At 34.6% G+C, this 16299-nt stretch carries 16 protein-coding genes; 12 read left to right on the plus strand and 4 right to left on the minus strand.

What is annotated here, in order from left to right:
* Nucleotides 1-9: 9 nt before the first annotated feature.
* A complete protein-coding gene (locus tag LQU93_RS07235; RefSeq protein ID WP_229933216.1) occupies nucleotides 10-603 on the minus strand; it encodes a hypothetical protein in 594 nt (197 codons plus the stop codon).
* Nucleotides 604-764: 161 nt separating this feature from the next.
* Nucleotides 765-1094 (minus strand): hypothetical protein, encoded by a 330-nt coding sequence (locus LQU93_RS07240; protein WP_229933217.1) that lies wholly within the window; start codon nucleotides 1092-1094, stop codon nucleotides 765-767.
* A 167-nt stretch (nucleotides 1095-1261) separates the two neighbouring features.
* Here LQU93_RS07240 and LQU93_RS07245 point away from each other — a divergent pair, with 167 nt between their 5' ends.
* Nucleotides 1262-1465, plus strand: a complete 204-nt coding sequence (locus LQU93_RS07245; RefSeq protein WP_229933218.1) for a transcriptional regulator — start codon at nucleotides 1262-1264, stop codon at nucleotides 1463-1465.
* 3 nt (nucleotides 1466-1468) lie between these two features.
* Here LQU93_RS07245 and LQU93_RS07250 read toward each other — a convergent pair whose 3' ends face one another.
* Nucleotides 1469-2599, minus strand: a complete 1131-nt coding sequence (locus tag LQU93_RS07250; protein WP_229933219.1) for an RluA family pseudouridine synthase — start codon at nucleotides 2597-2599, stop codon at nucleotides 1469-1471.
* Nucleotides 2600-2698: 99 nt separating this feature from the next.
* On the opposite strand from LQU93_RS07250, the gene purB reads away from it, so the two are divergent.
* The 6 genes from purB (at nucleotide 2699) to LQU93_RS07275 (ending at nucleotide 10653) form a co-directional block, all read left to right on the plus strand.
* Complete coding sequence (gene purB, locus LQU93_RS07255; protein ID WP_229933220.1) at nucleotides 2699-4045, plus strand: adenylosuccinate lyase; 1347 nt, start codon at nucleotides 2699-2701, stop codon at nucleotides 4043-4045.
* 3 nt (nucleotides 4046-4048) lie between these two features.
* Nucleotides 4049-4585, plus strand: coding sequence for a hypothetical protein (locus tag LQU93_RS07260; RefSeq protein ID WP_229933221.1), 537 nt, complete (start codon nucleotides 4049-4051; stop codon nucleotides 4583-4585).
* 1 nt (nucleotide 4586) lies between these two features.
* Entirely contained in the window at nucleotides 4587-5393 is an 807-nt protein-coding gene (locus LQU93_RS07265) for a hypothetical protein (RefSeq protein ID WP_229933222.1), read from the plus strand.
* Nucleotides 5394-5857: 464 nt separating this feature from the next.
* On the plus strand, nucleotides 5858-5998 hold the full coding sequence (locus LQU93_RS09980) for a hypothetical protein (RefSeq protein ID WP_268250059.1): 141 nt from the start codon (nucleotides 5858-5860) through the stop codon (nucleotides 5996-5998).
* A complete protein-coding gene (locus tag LQU93_RS07270) occupies nucleotides 5998-8205 on the plus strand; it encodes a pentapeptide repeat-containing protein (RefSeq protein ID WP_229933223.1) in 2208 nt (735 codons plus the stop codon). The genes LQU93_RS09980 and LQU93_RS07270 overlap by 1 nt, the downstream gene beginning before the upstream one ends.
* 75 nt (nucleotides 8206-8280) lie before the next feature.
* Nucleotides 8281-10653 carry a ribonucleoside-diphosphate reductase subunit alpha gene (locus tag LQU93_RS07275; protein ID WP_229933224.1) on the plus strand — a complete coding sequence of 791 codons (2373 nt, stop codon included), beginning with the start codon at nucleotides 8281-8283 and terminating at the stop codon, nucleotides 10651-10653.
* 260 nt (nucleotides 10654-10913) lie between these two features.
* Here LQU93_RS07275 and LQU93_RS07280 read toward each other — a convergent pair whose 3' ends face one another.
* Nucleotides 10914-11735: an MBL fold metallo-hydrolase gene (locus LQU93_RS07280; RefSeq protein ID WP_229933225.1), complete on the minus strand. Its 822-nt coding sequence runs from the start codon at nucleotides 11733-11735 to the stop codon at nucleotides 10914-10916.
* Between the two features lie 168 nt (nucleotides 11736-11903).
* Between LQU93_RS07280 and lpxB the strand changes: the two genes are divergently transcribed.
* From lpxB to LQU93_RS07305, 5 genes are all read left to right on the plus strand, one after another.
* Nucleotides 11904-12950 (plus strand): lipid-A-disaccharide synthase, encoded by a 1047-nt coding sequence (gene lpxB / locus LQU93_RS07285; RefSeq protein WP_229933226.1) that lies wholly within the window; start codon nucleotides 11904-11906, stop codon nucleotides 12948-12950.
* Nucleotides 12951-13123: 173 nt separating this feature from the next.
* Nucleotides 13124-13612 carry a transcription elongation factor GreA gene (gene greA / locus LQU93_RS07290; RefSeq protein WP_229933227.1) on the plus strand — a complete coding sequence of 163 codons (489 nt, stop codon included), beginning with the start codon at nucleotides 13124-13126 and terminating at the stop codon, nucleotides 13610-13612.
* A gap of 1 nt (nucleotide 13613) precedes the next feature.
* A complete protein-coding gene (gene argC / locus LQU93_RS07295) occupies nucleotides 13614-14615 on the plus strand; it encodes an N-acetyl-gamma-glutamyl-phosphate reductase (RefSeq protein WP_229933228.1) in 1002 nt (333 codons plus the stop codon).
* Nucleotides 14609-15337 carry a UDP-2,3-diacylglucosamine diphosphatase gene (locus LQU93_RS07300; protein WP_229933229.1) on the plus strand — a complete coding sequence of 243 codons (729 nt, stop codon included), beginning with the start codon at nucleotides 14609-14611 and terminating at the stop codon, nucleotides 15335-15337. The genes argC and LQU93_RS07300 overlap by 7 nt, the downstream gene beginning before the upstream one ends.
* Nucleotides 15337-16296, plus strand: a complete 960-nt coding sequence (locus LQU93_RS07305; RefSeq protein WP_229933230.1) for a chemotaxis protein — start codon at nucleotides 15337-15339, stop codon at nucleotides 16294-16296. The genes LQU93_RS07300 and LQU93_RS07305 overlap by 1 nt, the downstream gene beginning before the upstream one ends.
* The last annotated feature ends 3 nt before the right edge of the window (nucleotides 16297-16299 follow it).

Below are 16299 nucleotides of genomic sequence, written 5' to 3' on the forward strand. Positions count from 1 at the left end.
AACCTCATTTTAATATTTATTTTTAATATTTTTATTTCCCAAAACAATAGCAAAAAGCATAATATATGGTATATTTTCTCCTTCAAAAGGTAAAATTTTATCGCCATATATACACTCACGCATATCAAGCGTAGCACACAATACACTAGAATTTCTCCGACCATCGAGCCAAGTAGCAATATTATCCAATAATTTTTTAGGCAAATTTGTATTATCAGTTTTTAATTTATCCAGTGATTTTTTGGATTTTTTGACCCATATGGGACAGATTACAAAAAGAATTTTAAAGTCATAGCTAAAACGAATGCTTTTTGTTTTTTGCATATCATAAAGTTGTAAAAAGCCATTAGATATAATATTTAAAGTGTTATTGCGTAAATTTTTATCATATTCTAAATCGATGCGTTTAACTTCCATGGCAATACTAAGATTTTCATTAAAAGCGACAAAATCGATAAATCTTTGATTAAATTTACAGTCTGATTTATATGCAAACTCACTAATCACGCAGTCAAATTGCTCGTATAACGCATATGAAATAGCACTATAATTGTATTTTTCACTAGGATATATAAGTGGAAAAACTATACTTTCTTCATTCATTTTATGAGATATTATGGCGGATTTTAGGTTTATTTTGAAAATTTTTTCAGTAAAAATAGTAAAAAATTTCTTAAAACTTCGCCCCTTATTTAATAAATCAGATGCAAATATCTATCATCTAGGATATATTTGGCTCCCCAAAAATCCTCCATAAAGCTCACCTAAAACAATCTTAATGCAACTTTACCAGCGATTATAGGTAGCGGAGCCCCATTTGCATCATAGGTATTTGATGAGTTAGCACCATTTTTTGGCTTAACCTTATCTCCCTGGACTATCCATGTGTTACTTAAGGTTGCTCCATTTTTTGGTTTTAGCTCATTTCTTTCATAAATCCAAGTATTGTTCGAGGTTGCACCATTTTTTGGCTTTAATGTTTTTCCATCATACACCCAAGTATTACTTGCATTTGCACCATTTTTTGGTTTCAATTCTCTACCATCCCACACCCAGCCGTCACACTCTCTACCATTCCAATTTATTTTTGGCATAACTTGCTCCTTTAAAAAGTTTTATAAGGAAATATTACATTCTATATCCTTAATAATTAATAAATATAAGTAATTATTACTTATATATTATATAAGTAAAGAAATATTTACTTTGTTGAGAGTTATAAATTCTTAGTCTAAAATCATACAAAAACAAGGTAAGTAAAATGGTAAATTTATCACAACGAGATATGGCTGGAATTTTGAAAATTGATACAAAAACTATCTATAATTGGCGAAAAAATAAACCGGAACTTTATCGTATTGTGATGTTAGGATTTAAATTTGACGAGCTTTTAAATCAAAATCGTAAAAATCTAGCAGAACTAGAAATAATAGCAGAAGAAAATAAAAATTTTAGGCTAAAATAAAAACTACTTTAAATTTTTATAAAAGTCCATTCTCACATCAACCGCACTTTTTATCAGAAATTTTTCGCCTTTAAACTCAAACGAAATTTCATCCGCATGAAGCAAAAGCCGACTTGCACCAGTGAGTTTTATCCGCTCATCTTCGCTCATCTCGCCGTCTAAAATTCTCACCACATCATCTCGCTCAAGCCCGTAAAGTGGTTCACCTAAAATGCAATGTTGCACGTGAAACAAATGCAACCTTATCTGATGTTGCCGTCCAGTTAGCGGATAGCACCGAAGCAAACTAGCGTCTGCCCTTTCATCATAACACAGCATTTCAAAGACCGTCACGGCACTCTTTCCGCCCTGAGTCACACTGCAAATCCGCATTCTAGTTTTTACATCATCGTAGTTTTTCGCAAGTCCCATACTTGCATTTACGATAAAAACTTCATTATCAAAATTTATCCTATCGCAGAGTAATGAGCTAAAACTACTTTTTAGAAATTCTCGCTCCGAATTTTCATCAAATTTTTCTGCTGATTTTTCGCCCTGCTTTAAAGCTAATTCATCGCCATTTTTAACACACTCAAGCTCATTGGTGTAAATTTTCTCATCATCACTTAAAGCCTTAAATTCCATTGCCAAACCTTGCCTTACAAGCTCACTCGCACACACCTTGCCTCGCACCATCGCTAGATAGCTCTTACTCACCGCCCTACTCTCAAACAGCCCTTTTAGCTTAATTTGCGAAGCCTTATTTTTTGCCACGACGATAAGTCCGCTAGTTTCTTTATCCAGCCGATGAGCCACGGCAGCCTCACGCCCAAAAAGCGAGTAAATTTCATCATTTAGCGAATATTCGCAGTGTCTGCCGTTTGGATGACTTAGCACTCCACTTGGCTTGTCAAACACCGCAAATTCCGCCGTTTCAAAAATAGGCTTTAACCAGCGTGGCTTGCACTCGTATTCTATCAGTGTTACATCGCCATGCAAGATAGCATTTTTCTCACGCACAACCTCGCCATTACACGCAAGTCTAGCTCTATCTATGAGGCGTTGTGCCGAGCGCATATCATATCCCAAATCTAGCAAAATTTCATACGCTTTTTTGCCGTTCGCGATGGCTATTTTTTTATTTATATAGGGCAAATTTTTCCTTTTATTTGTAGATTTTAACCAGCTTTTCAGAGCCATTTTTATATAATCAAGGCTTCAAAATTATACAAAATTTCAAATAAAGGGCATATTATGGTAGAGCGCTACTCTCGTGAGATAATGGCAAAAAATTGGAGCATACAGGCAAAATACGACGCATGGTTAAAGGTCGAAAAGGCAGCTGTAAAAGCATGGAATAAACTAGGCTTTATCAGCGATGAAGACTGCGAGAAAATTTGCAAAAATGCTAAATTTGATGTCGCCAGAATCGATGAGATCGAAAAGACAACAAAGCATGATGTAATCGCATTTTTAACAAGTGTGAGCGAAAGCCTTGGCGAGGAGAGTAGATTTGTACATTACGGTATGACTTCAAGCGATTGTATCGACACCGCTGTAGCACTTCAAATTCGCGATAGTATCGAGATAATCGAAGCTGACATAGACGAGCTGCTTGACGCACTAAAACTTCGTGCGATGGAGCATAAAAACACGCTTATGGTCGGTCGCAGCCACGGAATTCACGGCGAACCGATAACATTTGGTCTAGTTGTGGCGATATGGCACGATGAGATCAAACGTGCAAAAGAACTCATCTCACACGCAAAAAAAGTCATAAGTGTAGGCATGATAAGCGGAGCGATGGGAAATTTCGCTCATGCACCGCTCGAGCTTGAAGAGCTTGCTTGTGCGGAGCTAGGGCTTGGCGTAGCTCCAGCGTCAAATCAAGTCATACAACGCGACCGCTACGCACAGGTGATGAACGCTATAGCGATACTTGCGTCAAGCTGTGAAAAGATCGCGGTTGCCATTCGCCACTATCAACGCACTGAAGTTTATGAGTGCGAAGAGTATTTTAGCCCAGGACAAAAAGGCAGCTCAGCGATGCCACACAAACGAAATCCAGTGCTTAGCGAAAATATCACAGGACTTTGCAGAATGCTACGCTCATACGCCACTCCAGCGATGGAAAATGTCGCTCTGTGGCATGAGCGAGACATCAGCCACAGCTCGGTTGAAAGATTTATCCTGCCAGATGCCTTTGTGACGGCGGATTTTATGCTCGCACGCCTTACAAATTTAGTTAAAAACCTAGTCGTTTATCCAGAAAATATGATGAAAAATTTAAATCTAACTGGTGGTCTCGTGTTCTCTCAGCGTGTGCTTTTACAGCTTCCGATGCGTGGTATATCAAGGGAAGACGCATATAAGATCGTGCAAAGAAACGCGATGAAAGTCTGGGCGGACTTGCAAAGTGGGAAACCAGCACTTAATGCAAATGGCGAGAGCTTGTTCTTGCAAAATTTACTAGCCGATGAAGATCTATCAAAATCACTCTCGGCAGACGAGATAAAAGAGTGCTTTGACTATGCTTACTACACGAAAAACGTGGATAGAATTTTTGAAAGGGTGTTTGGGGGAGTAATAACTAAAGAATAAAAAATGAAACATTTTATTATAAAATTTGGTACTCAAATTTATATTTTTTCAGCAGTTTCTCCGATTATTATCGTTTTTTTGCTGAAAAATCATTTGCCTTGCTATGCCCTTGGTCTTTTTATTTTCTCTTTTATTTATTCAAATTTATTTTTAATACTACGCTTAAAAGATCATGGAAAAGAAAGCACCATGTGTGATTTTATTGAGATTGCAGAGCCAAAATTTGTGCCTATATATGTTGCATATTTTGTTATAGCTTTAAGCATAGATAATACGGACGTGGAGTTGTTTATGATAATTTTTACTGGGGTTTTTATTTTAATTCAAAGATGCAAATTTAGTTTTTTTAATCCATTTGTTCTTTTTGGTTTTAACTTTTATGAAGTTAGCATCAAAGGTGGAAATATCCCAGATGATCCAAAAAAAGAGTATTCTAATTATAGATTATTTTTAATGTCAAAACAGAAAATAAAAACAAGTGATAGGCAATTGAATAATTTAATAAAACTAAATGATTTTACATTTTTACAAAAGGATTAAAATGGGTGAAATTTCAATATTTGGTTCAGGTAAAAAGAAATTTTATAAGGTTGCAACTGCTAATATAAAAAATATTTGGAACTATAACAAAATAGACAATCTAAAAAAGATTGACTTTATGCAAGAAAAAGGAAGTTATAAACTAGAAGAAGATGAGATATTTTTTATTAAGCTAAATAAAGATGAAAGTCTTTCTGTAAGCAACCTATTAAACACAACAAGTGCTAATGATATTAGCAAAAAGTATCTTTTGGATTTAGAATATGTTTTTGTTATCAAACAAAATAAAATCTTTTTTCAAAGAATTTTTAAAACCAATCTGATAGACAAGCCATTTTGGATTTTTTCAGATACCGCAACACTGCATACAAAAGATACTGTGCTTGTATTACAGAATAGAACTGATATTGCTTTTATGAATGATAAAATTTACTTTTTTAAATTTAGTGACTTAACAGCGGTTTTTAAAAATTTATCACACTATTATAGAGAGGCAAGTAAAGAAGATTTGCAGATATTTAGAGCAAATAAAATAATAGATATTGATCCAATTTTGAATTTAGAAAAACTACCAAAGACCTCGCTTCAAAAAATCGCACAAATTATTGATAATCTACAAATCTTAAATGAAAATTTTAAAATTTATAAGCAATATGCTGATGAATATGTTGAAATTTTTGATGATAATAAAATTAAAATTGTAACCAAACAAGATATTGATAGTTTACATAATATTATATTTCAAAAATATTTTCAAACTACCATTAATACTGAAAAAAGGGTAGCTAATTCATTTCAGAAACTTTAATTTTTGACTATTTGAGCTTTGGACCCAAAATTTAGAAGCTATAACTATTGTCCCAGGTGAGTAGCATTTGTCTTTTGCCAAATATTTGACGACCTTTGTTTATGCTACTTGTAATGTTAAGAGCGTAGCTCATTGTGCTTAATATTACTTTAAGATAATTAAAAATTGAGCTAAAAATTATTTCATAAGGCAAATTTTGCTAAATTTTTCGCCACAAAAGACAAAATTCTAAGGACATCACTTGCTAAACGCCACCTACACCATCGCCCTACTCGTAGGTTCAAACATCTTTATGACCTTAGCGTGGTGTGGACACCTGAAATTTAGCACTAGCCACTTCACGCTTTTTAGTGTCATCGCCATCAGCTGGTGTGTGGCGTTTTTAGTATTGCTTTCAAGTTCCAGTCAATTGCGTAGGCTACACCGCAAACGGTGGGAGCTTCGATCTTTGGTAGTTAAAAGTCATGCAAAAGATCACATCGTTAAGCATTTTTACCATCTTTACATTTGTAGTTTTTTGCTACGAGAGTCTGCGACTAAATCACATCATCGGCTTTGTATTTTTGGTATTAGTAGTATCTTTTATATTAAAAAGTGAAAATTAATGGAATTAAATTTAAATAAATCAGATAATTTTGTTCAAAATCATAAAAAATTACAAGAAATTTTTGGCGACAACAAAGTTAAATTTAGAAATGAGATAGGAGTTGATTATACAAAACGAGTGCATATCGTGCAAGATGTTGATCAAATTAACATGGTAAAGAATGAGCAATTGCAAGATATTTTACAACAAGATATTATAGAATTTCATGAATGTAAAAACTTAGGCTATGTACTAATAAATGATTTTAAGAATATAGCATTTAAAAACTGCAAAATTGAAATATTTGAATCTCGTAAATCAGATACTGAAATAAAAGAGAATTTAACATTTTTAGATTGCGAATTTTACTCTATGAATGAAAATATAGTTTTGAATTCAACAAATTTTAAAAATATCATATTTAAAGATTGCATTTTTAATTCAAGCATAAAAATAAGCGGCTCTAAATTTGAAAATTTTATCTTTGAAAATTGCGATGTTAATGGTAAATTTATTGCTAATGATTGTATCTTTGAAAATGCAAATTTTAAAGATAGCCATTTTTATGATATTGTAAATTTAAAAAATAGTATTTTTAAAAACAATGTCTATTTTAATAACTCCATATTTAATAAATTTGCTGATTTTCATGAGTGTGAATTTAAAAATACAGCCTCTTTTTATGGGGTTACGTTTTGCCAAACACCGAATTTTAGCAGTGTATCTTTTGATAAAAAAGCGATTTTAATCAACATGGCTTTTAATTCAAAAACTTTTGATGATATTAAACGAGATTGTGACGAAGAAGCAAAAAATAGACTTAATGACGATAAACATACAAATAAACCAGAGCAAGAGATTTATACAAAAGTATATTCAGATTTTCGAAGTTCATTTGCCCTGCTTAAGCATACGCTAAATAGCAGCGGAAATTTAATAGATGCAAGTAATCACCACAAAGCCGAGTTATATTGCAAAGAGATGGAATTAGAATGCAGTCTAGGCATCAAAAAATACACCGCCAAACAACAAAATAAACAAGATATGTATATACAAAGAACAGATAAGCAAGATATAAATATAATTAGATTTTTTAAATTTATAAAGTTTATAATATTAGTATTAATATTAATATTAATATGGTCTATAAAATCAATGTTTAATATTTTCAGGAATACTGCAAAGTTTATATTATATCTTTTATTATTTACAATATTCACTATATTACTTTATCTGTTTTCTACAAAAAAATGTGCTTGGAAAAGAAAAATTTTAATTAGCATTAATAAATTAAAAATAAATAATTTCACGCTATGGTTTGATTATATGGTTTTATATTTATACCGCAATACCAGCAATCATCATACAAATTTAAATAAAATTTTTAATTTTACTATCTTAATGATAGCAACTTATGGATTAAATTTGCTATGCACTTATAATTTTAACTCTTTTGTCATACAACAAGGAATGGAAGCTATATATACTATTCTAAGTATTATCTTGATTGGTTGCCTTGCCATCCTAGTGGCATCTAATAAGAAAAAAATACATTTATTAAGTATTCGGGCAATTGTATTTTTAAGTCTTGTTTTTACAATGATCACTTTACCATTGCAACATATATCATATGTAACTTTCGGCATTTTGATGTATGGCTTATTTACCTTTTTGGCATTTTACTTGTTTATGCAAAAAAGCAAAATTGCAATCATAATCACAAAAACTGTTTCATATGTTATTTTGGTTTCTGTTTTACTTATTCATCCAGAGCTTATAAACCCAACGCTAAATATTTTTAACAAAGAAAATATGCAAAATCAACTTTTATTAGAAGAAATCAATAAAGCAAACTATGAAATTTTATCAAATTTAACAAGGCTATCCTTTAGAGATTGCGACTTAAAAAGCGAGACAAAATTTGATGAAGGTAGCATAATAAATCAAAGAGAAATTATCATAGCCAATAAAGAAACTTTAGAGAATATGTTTGATTTGCTATTTGCTCCAAAATCAATAGATAATTTTACAGGCAATAAAGATGATTTTATTAAAACAAAAACAATCGTAGAAAATCAAGACATTTATCTTAAAATTTACAATGCTATAAAACTAGACAAAATCAACTCACAAACATACAAATCCACATATATTTTATACATTCTCGTAATGATTTTGTGTTTGTATTCACTTACAAAAACGGCAAGGAAAAATTCTGTGATGTAAAATTAATAAATACGTATAAGTTGTTTAAAATATATCATAAGATACAATATATAAAAATTTAAATAAGGGCATATATTGAAAGTAGTAAAACGTAACGGCAGGACTGAATTATTAGACATTAGTAAGATCAAAAAATACACAAGCGAAGCGGTGGAGGGATTAGAAAACGTAAGCCTAAGTGAGCTTGAAGTCGATGCAAAAATCCAGTTTCGTGATATGATCACGACCGAAGAGATACAGCAAACTCTCATAAAAACAGCAGTCGAAAAGATCGACATCGATCGCCCAAACTGGACGTTTGTTGCGGCAAGGCTATTTTTGTATGATTTGTATCACAAAGTGACTGGATTTAGCGGCTACAATCACCTTCGCGAATACCTAGAAAAGGGCGAAAAAGCAGGTCGCATCGTGCCAGGACTAAAAGACAAATACGACCTTGATGACCTAAACTCTCACATCAAGCCTGAGCGAGATTTGCAGTTTGCCTATCTCGGGATCAAAACCCTTTACGATCGCTATCTTATCAAGGATCAAAATGGTGCACCAATCGAGCTTCCTCAGCATATGTTCATGGCGATTGCGATGTTTTTAGCACAAAACGAGCTTGATTCTCAGGGCTGGGCGAAGAAATTTTACGATCTTATTAGCAAATTTGAAGTCATGCTTGCCACGCCAACACTTTCAAACGCAAGAACTCCGCGCCACCAGCTAAGCTCATGCTACATAGGATCAACACCTGATAACATAGAAGGAATTTTTGATAGCTACAAAGAGATGGCGTTGCTGTCAAAATTTGGCGGAGGCATTGGCTGGGATTGGAGCAAGGTTCGTGCGATGGGCGGTAGCATCGACGGACACAAAAACGCAGCTGGTGGCATCATACCATTTTTAAAAGTAACCAACGACATAGCCGTTGCCGTCGATCAGCTAGGCACTAGAAAGGGTGCGATAGCCGTGTATATCGAGCCGTGGCATATGGATGTGGGTGACTTTATCGATCTACGCAAAAACTCAGGCGAAGAGCGTCGCCGTGCACACGAGCTTTTCCCAGCACTTTGGATAAATGATCTGTTTATGAAAAGAGTGCAAGAAAATGGGCTTTGGAGCTTGTTTGACCCAGCTCAAACGGCTGATTTGTGCGATCTATACGGTGAAGAGTTTGAAAAACGCTATGTTGAGTATGAAAACGATGAAAATATACAAAAAAATACATTAAGCGCAAAAGAACTTTGGAAGAAAATTCTTACAAGCTACTTTGAGACAGGCATGCCGTTTTTAACATTTAAAGATAATGCCAACCGTGCCAATCCAAACGACCATACAGGCATTATCAGAAGTTCAAATCTATGCACTGAAATTTTTCAAAATACCGATCCAAATTACTACAAAATCAAACTTACATTTAGCGACATGAGCGTAGCTTTGTATAACGAAGAAGACGACGTAACCACCGATGTTGGCATCACCAAAAAGGCTAAAAAACTATCCGCTCTTGATAGTGTTGGCGGCAAACAAATTTTCATAGTTGAAAAAGAACCGATTGAAGGCAAAACCGCCGTTTGCAACCTAGCAAGTATAAATTTAAGCAAGATAAATACACCGCAAGACATCGCACGTACCGTGCCTGTGGCCGTGCGTATGCTAGATAATGTAATTGATTTAAATTTCTATCCGCATATTAAAGTTAAACACACCAACCTTGACACTCGTGCGATAGGACTAGGCGTCATGGGCGAGGCTGAGATGTTAGCCACAAAACAAGTCAAATGGGGCAGCTACGATCACCTAGCACTCATCGATAGCATAATGGAAAACATCAGCTATCAAGCGATCTATGCAAGCTCAAATTTAGCCGTTGAAAAGGGCAAATATCCAACATTTGAAGGCTCAAAATGGAGTAAGGGAATTTTTCCGATAGATAGTGCAAATGAAAATGCAAAAGCTCTGGTAAATCGCGGTGGGCTTTTTGATGAAAACAGTTGTGACTGGGAAAAACTCCGCACCAAAGTAAAGGCTGATGGCATGAGAAACGGATATCTTATGGCTATCGCACCGACTAGCTCGATCTCTATCCTAGTTGGCACAACTCAGACCATCGAGCCTGTGTATAAACGCAAGTGGTTTGAACATAACCTAAGCGGTATGATACCAAACGTCGTGCCAAACCTAAGCCCTGACACATGGCAGTATTACACCCCAGCCTACGAGCTAGATCAGCGTGTGCTAATCAAAGCTGGTGCGATCCGCCAAAAGTGGATAGATCAAGGTCAGAGCTTAAATATATTTATGAGTCTTGATAAGGCAAGTGGTGGCTATCTAAGCGAAATTTACACCCTTGCGTGGCAGCTCGGACTAAAATCAACCTACTATCTAAGAAGCGAAAGCCCAGACAGCGAAAAGGTAAATAACGTAGCCGACAGAAGTATCGAATGCGAGGGTTGTCAGTAAAATTTAGAAATTTATTAAAAACTAGCCCGATTTTGGGCTAGAAATTTGATAAATTTAGAAACCTACATAAATGGCACAAAATTACAAAAGCCATGATTTTTCACAAAATAAAATTTAATTTTTGAAACATTTTAAACAAGTAAGCTATTAAAATTTAATCCACAAAAAGCATGTTATAGCAGGTTCAATCTCACAAAATTTCTATTATTTTAGGCTTACCTTTTGAGTAAGCCTAAATTTACAAGCACAAAATTACACGCTTAAAACTCGATTTTATCTCCATCATTTGGCACGATAGCGTTTTTTATACTCTCGGTTTTGATAAATTCTCTAAGCTCATCACGACTTAGCATTGCGTGATTTACAGCGTCCATATGAACGGAGATGATTAGCGAGTTTGGCATCAGTTCACTTGCCATTTTCACATCATTTTTGCCCATGATAATGCTCTCATTTTCAAAGCCAAGCACCTGAGCGTAGCCGGTGTTTAGCACGATGATTTCAGGCTTGTGCTTGATAAATGCCTTATTTACATCAGCCGTCCAGATCGTATCACCCACCACATAAAGGCTCTTGTGAGTATCTGCCTTAAACACCACACCCATTGCATCACCTAAAAGCTCACCAAGCCCAGCATTCGCATACATCTGCGTGCTACCGTGTGCTCCGCCCGTCTTATGAAGTTCTACACCCTTAAAATTTACGCTTTCAAAGATGATTGTAATATTTTTAAAGCCCTGAGTTTTGAGTAGTTTTTTATCCTCGCTGTGCTGAACAAATATCGGCATATCCTTTGGTATAAGCTCTTGTGCCGCCTTATCCCAGTGATCATCATGCGTGTGCGTAACAACAACTGCATCAACGCCTTTTAGTATCTCATCTGTGCTAAATGGCAAGTGCAGTCTTGGATTACGCAAGTGGCTATTTACCGTCCCCACAAAGCCCTCGTAAGCATCCTTTGGTGCAAGATATGGATCTAGCAAAAATGTAACTCCAGCGTAATTTATCTTTGCCGTGGCGTTTCTAATGTGCGTAAAGCTATCATTTGCAACTAAATTTAAGCCAAAAAATAGGGCAACCATGAGTAGAAATTTGTTTAATTTTATGCATTTTCCTTTAACATTTATAAGTTTAATTGTAAAGTATCAATCTAAATTTTAGCTTAAGCGTATTTAATCGAATAAACCTTAAGCACATCGAACTAATTTTAAGCTTACTAGGCTATAATTTAGCCAAAAACTTGGATAAAAATGGGAAAAATTTTAATCTCTTCGCTTGAGCCGTCAGCTAATTTACATCTAGCTGAAATTTTAAAACACCTAAGCAAAAATGACGAAATAATGGGAATTTTTGATGAGCGTTTTGGCACACCGTTTATGAAAAGCTCAGAATTTTCAGCGATGGGCTTTATAGGGGTAGCTAGATTATATCTCAAAGCCAAAAAGGCCATCACTCATATGACGCAACTTGCTAAAAAAGCCGATGCTGTGCTTCTTATAGATAGTCCAGCATTTAACCTACCTCTTGCCAAAGCAATAAAAAACGCAAACATAAAAACGCCAATCACCTACTACATACTACCAAAAGCATGGGCATGGAGACCAAGCAGAGCAAAAAAAGTACAGAAATTTTGCGACAATCTTGCTTCTATTTTTCCTTTTGAAAAGGATATTTATCCTAGTTCAATATACGTAGGCAACCCTCTCTTAGACGAGTTAAAATTTCAAAAAACAAGCTTTAAAGAGAGTGGGAAAATAGCCTTTTTGCCAGGCTCTAGAAAGGCTGAAATTTCAAGTTTAATGCCAATTTATCGCGATGTAGCCAAGCAAATAAAAGATAAACAAAAGCTTTTAGTTGTGCCGCCATTTTTAACAAACAATATAGATGAAATTTACGGCGATGTAAGCGATTTTGTGATAGTTCATGATACGCCAAAAGCACTCTATGAAAGCGAGTTTGCCTTCATATGCTCAGGCACCGCCACACTTGAGGCTGCACTCATTGGCACTGCGTTTGTGCTGTGTTTTAAAGCAAAAGCAATTGATATATGTATAGCCAGACAATTAGTGAGTGTAAAACATGCAGGTTTGGCAAATATAATATTTGATTTTACAGGGCAAGACGCCTTGCATACTGAGCTTATTCAAGAGCAAGTTACGCCAAAAGCATTGCTTGATGATTATTATAATTGTGATAAGGAAAAATTTTTAAAAAGTTGCATAAATTTAAGAGAATATTTAGGCAGTGGCAGCAGTAAAAATGTGGCTGAAATTTTAAAAAATAACAAATTGCTTTAAATTTCTTAAACGACTAAATGCTGAGATTGTTATTTAAGAAATTTAAAGTCGTGTTTTAGGCTTATATTTAGTGATTGTAAGTTGTGAAGCCAAAAAGCACAACAAAGCACATAAAAATAGCCTAATTAATAGCAAGACAAATGAGTAAATTTAACCACAACAAAGGATGATTAATGAGTGAACCAATGACAATATATGGCTTTGAAAAAATCGAAGCAGAACTAAAAGATTTAAAGCAAAACCAACGTCCAGCTATCGTAATAGAAATAGACGTAGCAAGAAGTTATGGGGACTTAAAAGAAAATGCCGAGTACCACGCAGCCAAAGAAAAACAAGCATTTATCGATGCAAGAATAGCCGAGCTATCAGCACTACTGGCCAATGCCGAGGTAATAGATCCATCTGCTTATAATCATGATAGAGTGAGATTTGGCTCGACCGTGACCATCTTAGACGTAGATACAGAGCTTGAAAGCACATACACAATAGTCGGCGTAAGCGAGAGCGATTTAGAGCGTGGATTAATTTCTATAAGCTCACCACTTGCAAAGCAACTAATTGGCAAAACCGAAGGCGATGAAATACGCCTAACACTACCAAATGGTGTTAAGGATGTCGAAATTTCAGAAGTTTGTTATAAGCCAATAAATTTTGGAAATTAAAATGAATGTAGGCATAATTGGCGTTAGTGGCTATACTGGATTTGAGCTTATTAGGCTGATTTTATCTCATCCTTATTTTAAGCTTACATATGTCGCCGCATCTAATCAAGCAAGCCTTTCAGATATATTTGAATCATTAAAAGACGTGCTAGATATAGATGTTAGCAAAGCCGATGCAAATGAAGCTGCGAAAAAATGCGATTTAGTATTTTTGGCACTACCTCATCAAGAAGCAATGGGATATGCAAAAATTTTAATACAAAATGGCGTTAAGGTTGTTGATTTATCGGCTGATTATCGTTTAAGCAAAGAACTTTACGAAAAAAACTACTGCCCACATCTTGATACCACAAACCTATCTCACGCCATTTATGGACTACCAGAACTAAACCGACAACGCATCAAAACAGCATCATTGGTGGCAAATCCAGGCTGTTATCCAACAGCTTCAATTTTAGCAATTTTGCCATTTTTGGAGTATATTGATACAAAATTTGGCGTAATGATAGATGCAAAAAGTGGCGTAAGCGGTGCTGGTAAAAAACTAAGCGCAAGTAGCCATTTTGTGAGTGTAAATGAGAATGTAAATGCCTATAGTCCAATATCGCACCGCCACGCTGATGAGATAAAATTCCACCTGCAAAATGTAAAAAACGATGCCATATCAGTGCTTTTTGTCCCGCATTTAGTGCCAATTACACGTGGTATGCTAGTTAGTGTTTATGCAAAAATCAATAAAAAAATAGATCCGCTTGAAATTTTAAGCCAATATTACAAAAATGAAAAATTTATAAGAGTTAGAGATAAAGCCGTTAGCGTAAAAAACGTTGCTGGTTCGCATTTTTGTGATATTTTTGCAAAAGCACATGAAGGCAAAATTTTCATAAACTCAGCCATCGATAATCTACTCAGAGGTGCTAGTAGTCAAGCCGTAGCAAATGCAAACTTAATGTGCGGATATGACGAAACACTAAGCCTACCAAGGATAACGCAGTTTTGCTAACAGATACGATTAAAGATAAAGCGATATTTGTTTCAGACGCACATGTTAATGAAAACAGAGCGGAGTTTTTAACTCTACTAAATGATATAAATAGTGGCAAAATCGCAACACCGCAGCTATTTTTAATGGGTGATATTTTTGATTTTTTAGTTGGATATGGCGAGTATTGTCAAAATTTTTATGCCCAATACATAGAGTTAATAAATGAAATAAGCCAAAAAATACAAGTTTATTTTATAGAAGGCAATCACGACTTTAGAGTAGGCAAAATTTTCCCAAACGCAAAAGTTTATGAGATATCAAAGCAGCCAGTAAGCTTTAATATCGCCAACAAAACATTACAAATTGCACATGGCGATATTTTTTTGCCATTCGTTAGTAAATACGCCTTATTATTTTTACGATTGATTTGGTTCTTAAAACTTATGAATTTTATCGATAAAATGATTAATTTTAAAATTTCAAAATGGATTTTAAATCGCCTTAAATATAAAAAACTAGACTATAAAATTAAAAATTTTAAAGACTATATTGCACCAAAACTCAAGCATTATGATGCCGACATTGTTATAGAAGGACACTATCATCAAGGCAAAATTTTAAACATAAAAGAAAAACTCTATGTTAATCTTCCTTGTTTTGCGTTTGAGCAAAGTTATTTTATAGTAGAATGCTACGAAAATGAAATAAAATTTGTAAAAATAAATCAGAAAGGACATTGATGTTTGGAGACGACATATTAAAGACGGGTTCAAACGAGATGGAATTAGTTGATTTTCGTATCTTTAAAAAAAGCGATAGCAAAGTATATGAAGGAATATACGGCGTAAATGTGGCTAAAGTGCGTGAAATCATCAAAATGCCAAATCTCACAGAATTGCCCGGTGTGCCAGAGTATATCGAAGGTATATTTGATTTACGCGGTGTCGTAATACCGGTGATAAATCTTGCTAGATGGATGAATATAGTTGAACCAACAACTGAAATCAGTATAAAGCCACGTGTTATTATAGCTGAATTTAGCGGAATTTTAATTGGATTTATAGTCCATGAAGCAAAACGAATCCGACGAATAAATTGGAAAGATATAGAACCGGCAAATTTTGCTTCTGGTAGTGGAACTGGAACGCTTGACAAAGGCAAAATCACAGGTGTAACTCGCATCGAAAATGATGAAGTTTTACTGATTTTAGATCTTGAAAGCATAGTTGAAGAGCTTGGAATTTACTCGCCTAAAATTGAAGTTGATATCGATGAAAATAAAAAATTAAAAGGACTAGCATTAGTTCTTGATGATAGTGCAACAGCCAGGAAACTTGTAAAAGATGCTCTAGAAAAGATGGGTTTAACTATAACTGAAGCCAAAAATGGTGTTGAGGGTATAGAAAAAATGAACGAACTATATGAGCGTCTAGGCGATAATATCACAAAAGAATTAAGAGTAATATTAAGCGATATTGAAATGCCACAAATGGACGGATACCATTTCGCTTCTATAATCAAAAATGACGATAGATTTAAGTCTATCCCAATTATATTTAACTCATCACTAAGCAATGAATTTAGCGAATCGCAGAGCAAGGATGCAGGAGGTGCTGCATATCTTACTAAATTTGACGCTAGTGTATTTTATCAAGAGGTGCTTAAAGTCATTGAAGCACACTCAAAACCAGCAAAATGAGGT

The sequence above is a fragment of the Campylobacter majalis genome, assembly GCF_905120465.1.
GTDB classification, from domain to species: domain Bacteria; phylum Campylobacterota; class Campylobacteria; order Campylobacterales; family Campylobacteraceae; genus Campylobacter_A; species Campylobacter_A majalis.

Coding starts and splice junctions, on each gene's coding strand:
- LQU93_RS07235 (WP_229933216.1), bottom strand. CDS start 603: ATGAATGAAGAAAGTATAGTTTTTCCACTTATATATCCTAGTGAAAAA.
- LQU93_RS07240 (WP_229933217.1), bottom strand. CDS start 1,094: ATGCCAAAAATAAATTGGAATGGTAGAGAGTGTGACGGCTGGGTGTGG.
- LQU93_RS07245 (WP_229933218.1), top strand. CDS start 1,262: ATGGTAAATTTATCACAACGAGATATGGCTGGAATTTTGAAAATTGAT.
- purB (WP_229933220.1), top strand. CDS start 2,699: ATGGTAGAGCGCTACTCTCGTGAGATAATGGCAAAAAATTGGAGCATA.
- LQU93_RS07260 (WP_229933221.1), top strand. CDS start 4,049: ATGAAACATTTTATTATAAAATTTGGTACTCAAATTTATATTTTTTCA.
- LQU93_RS07265 (WP_229933222.1), top strand. CDS start 4,587: ATGGGTGAAATTTCAATATTTGGTTCAGGTAAAAAGAAATTTTATAAG.
- LQU93_RS09980 (WP_268250059.1), top strand. CDS start 5,858: ATGCAAAAGATCACATCGTTAAGCATTTTTACCATCTTTACATTTGTA.
- LQU93_RS07270 (WP_229933223.1), top strand. CDS start 5,998: ATGGAATTAAATTTAAATAAATCAGATAATTTTGTTCAAAATCATAAA.
- LQU93_RS07280 (WP_229933225.1), bottom strand. CDS start 11,735: ATGGTTGCCCTATTTTTTGGCTTAAATTTAGTTGCAAATGATAGCTTT.
- lpxB (WP_229933226.1), top strand. CDS start 11,904: ATGGGAAAAATTTTAATCTCTTCGCTTGAGCCGTCAGCTAATTTACAT.
- greA (WP_229933227.1), top strand. CDS start 13,124: ATGAGTGAACCAATGACAATATATGGCTTTGAAAAAATCGAAGCAGAA.
- argC (WP_229933228.1), top strand. CDS start 13,614: ATGAATGTAGGCATAATTGGCGTTAGTGGCTATACTGGATTTGAGCTT.
- LQU93_RS07305 (WP_229933230.1), top strand. CDS start 15,337: ATGTTTGGAGACGACATATTAAAGACGGGTTCAAACGAGATGGAATTA.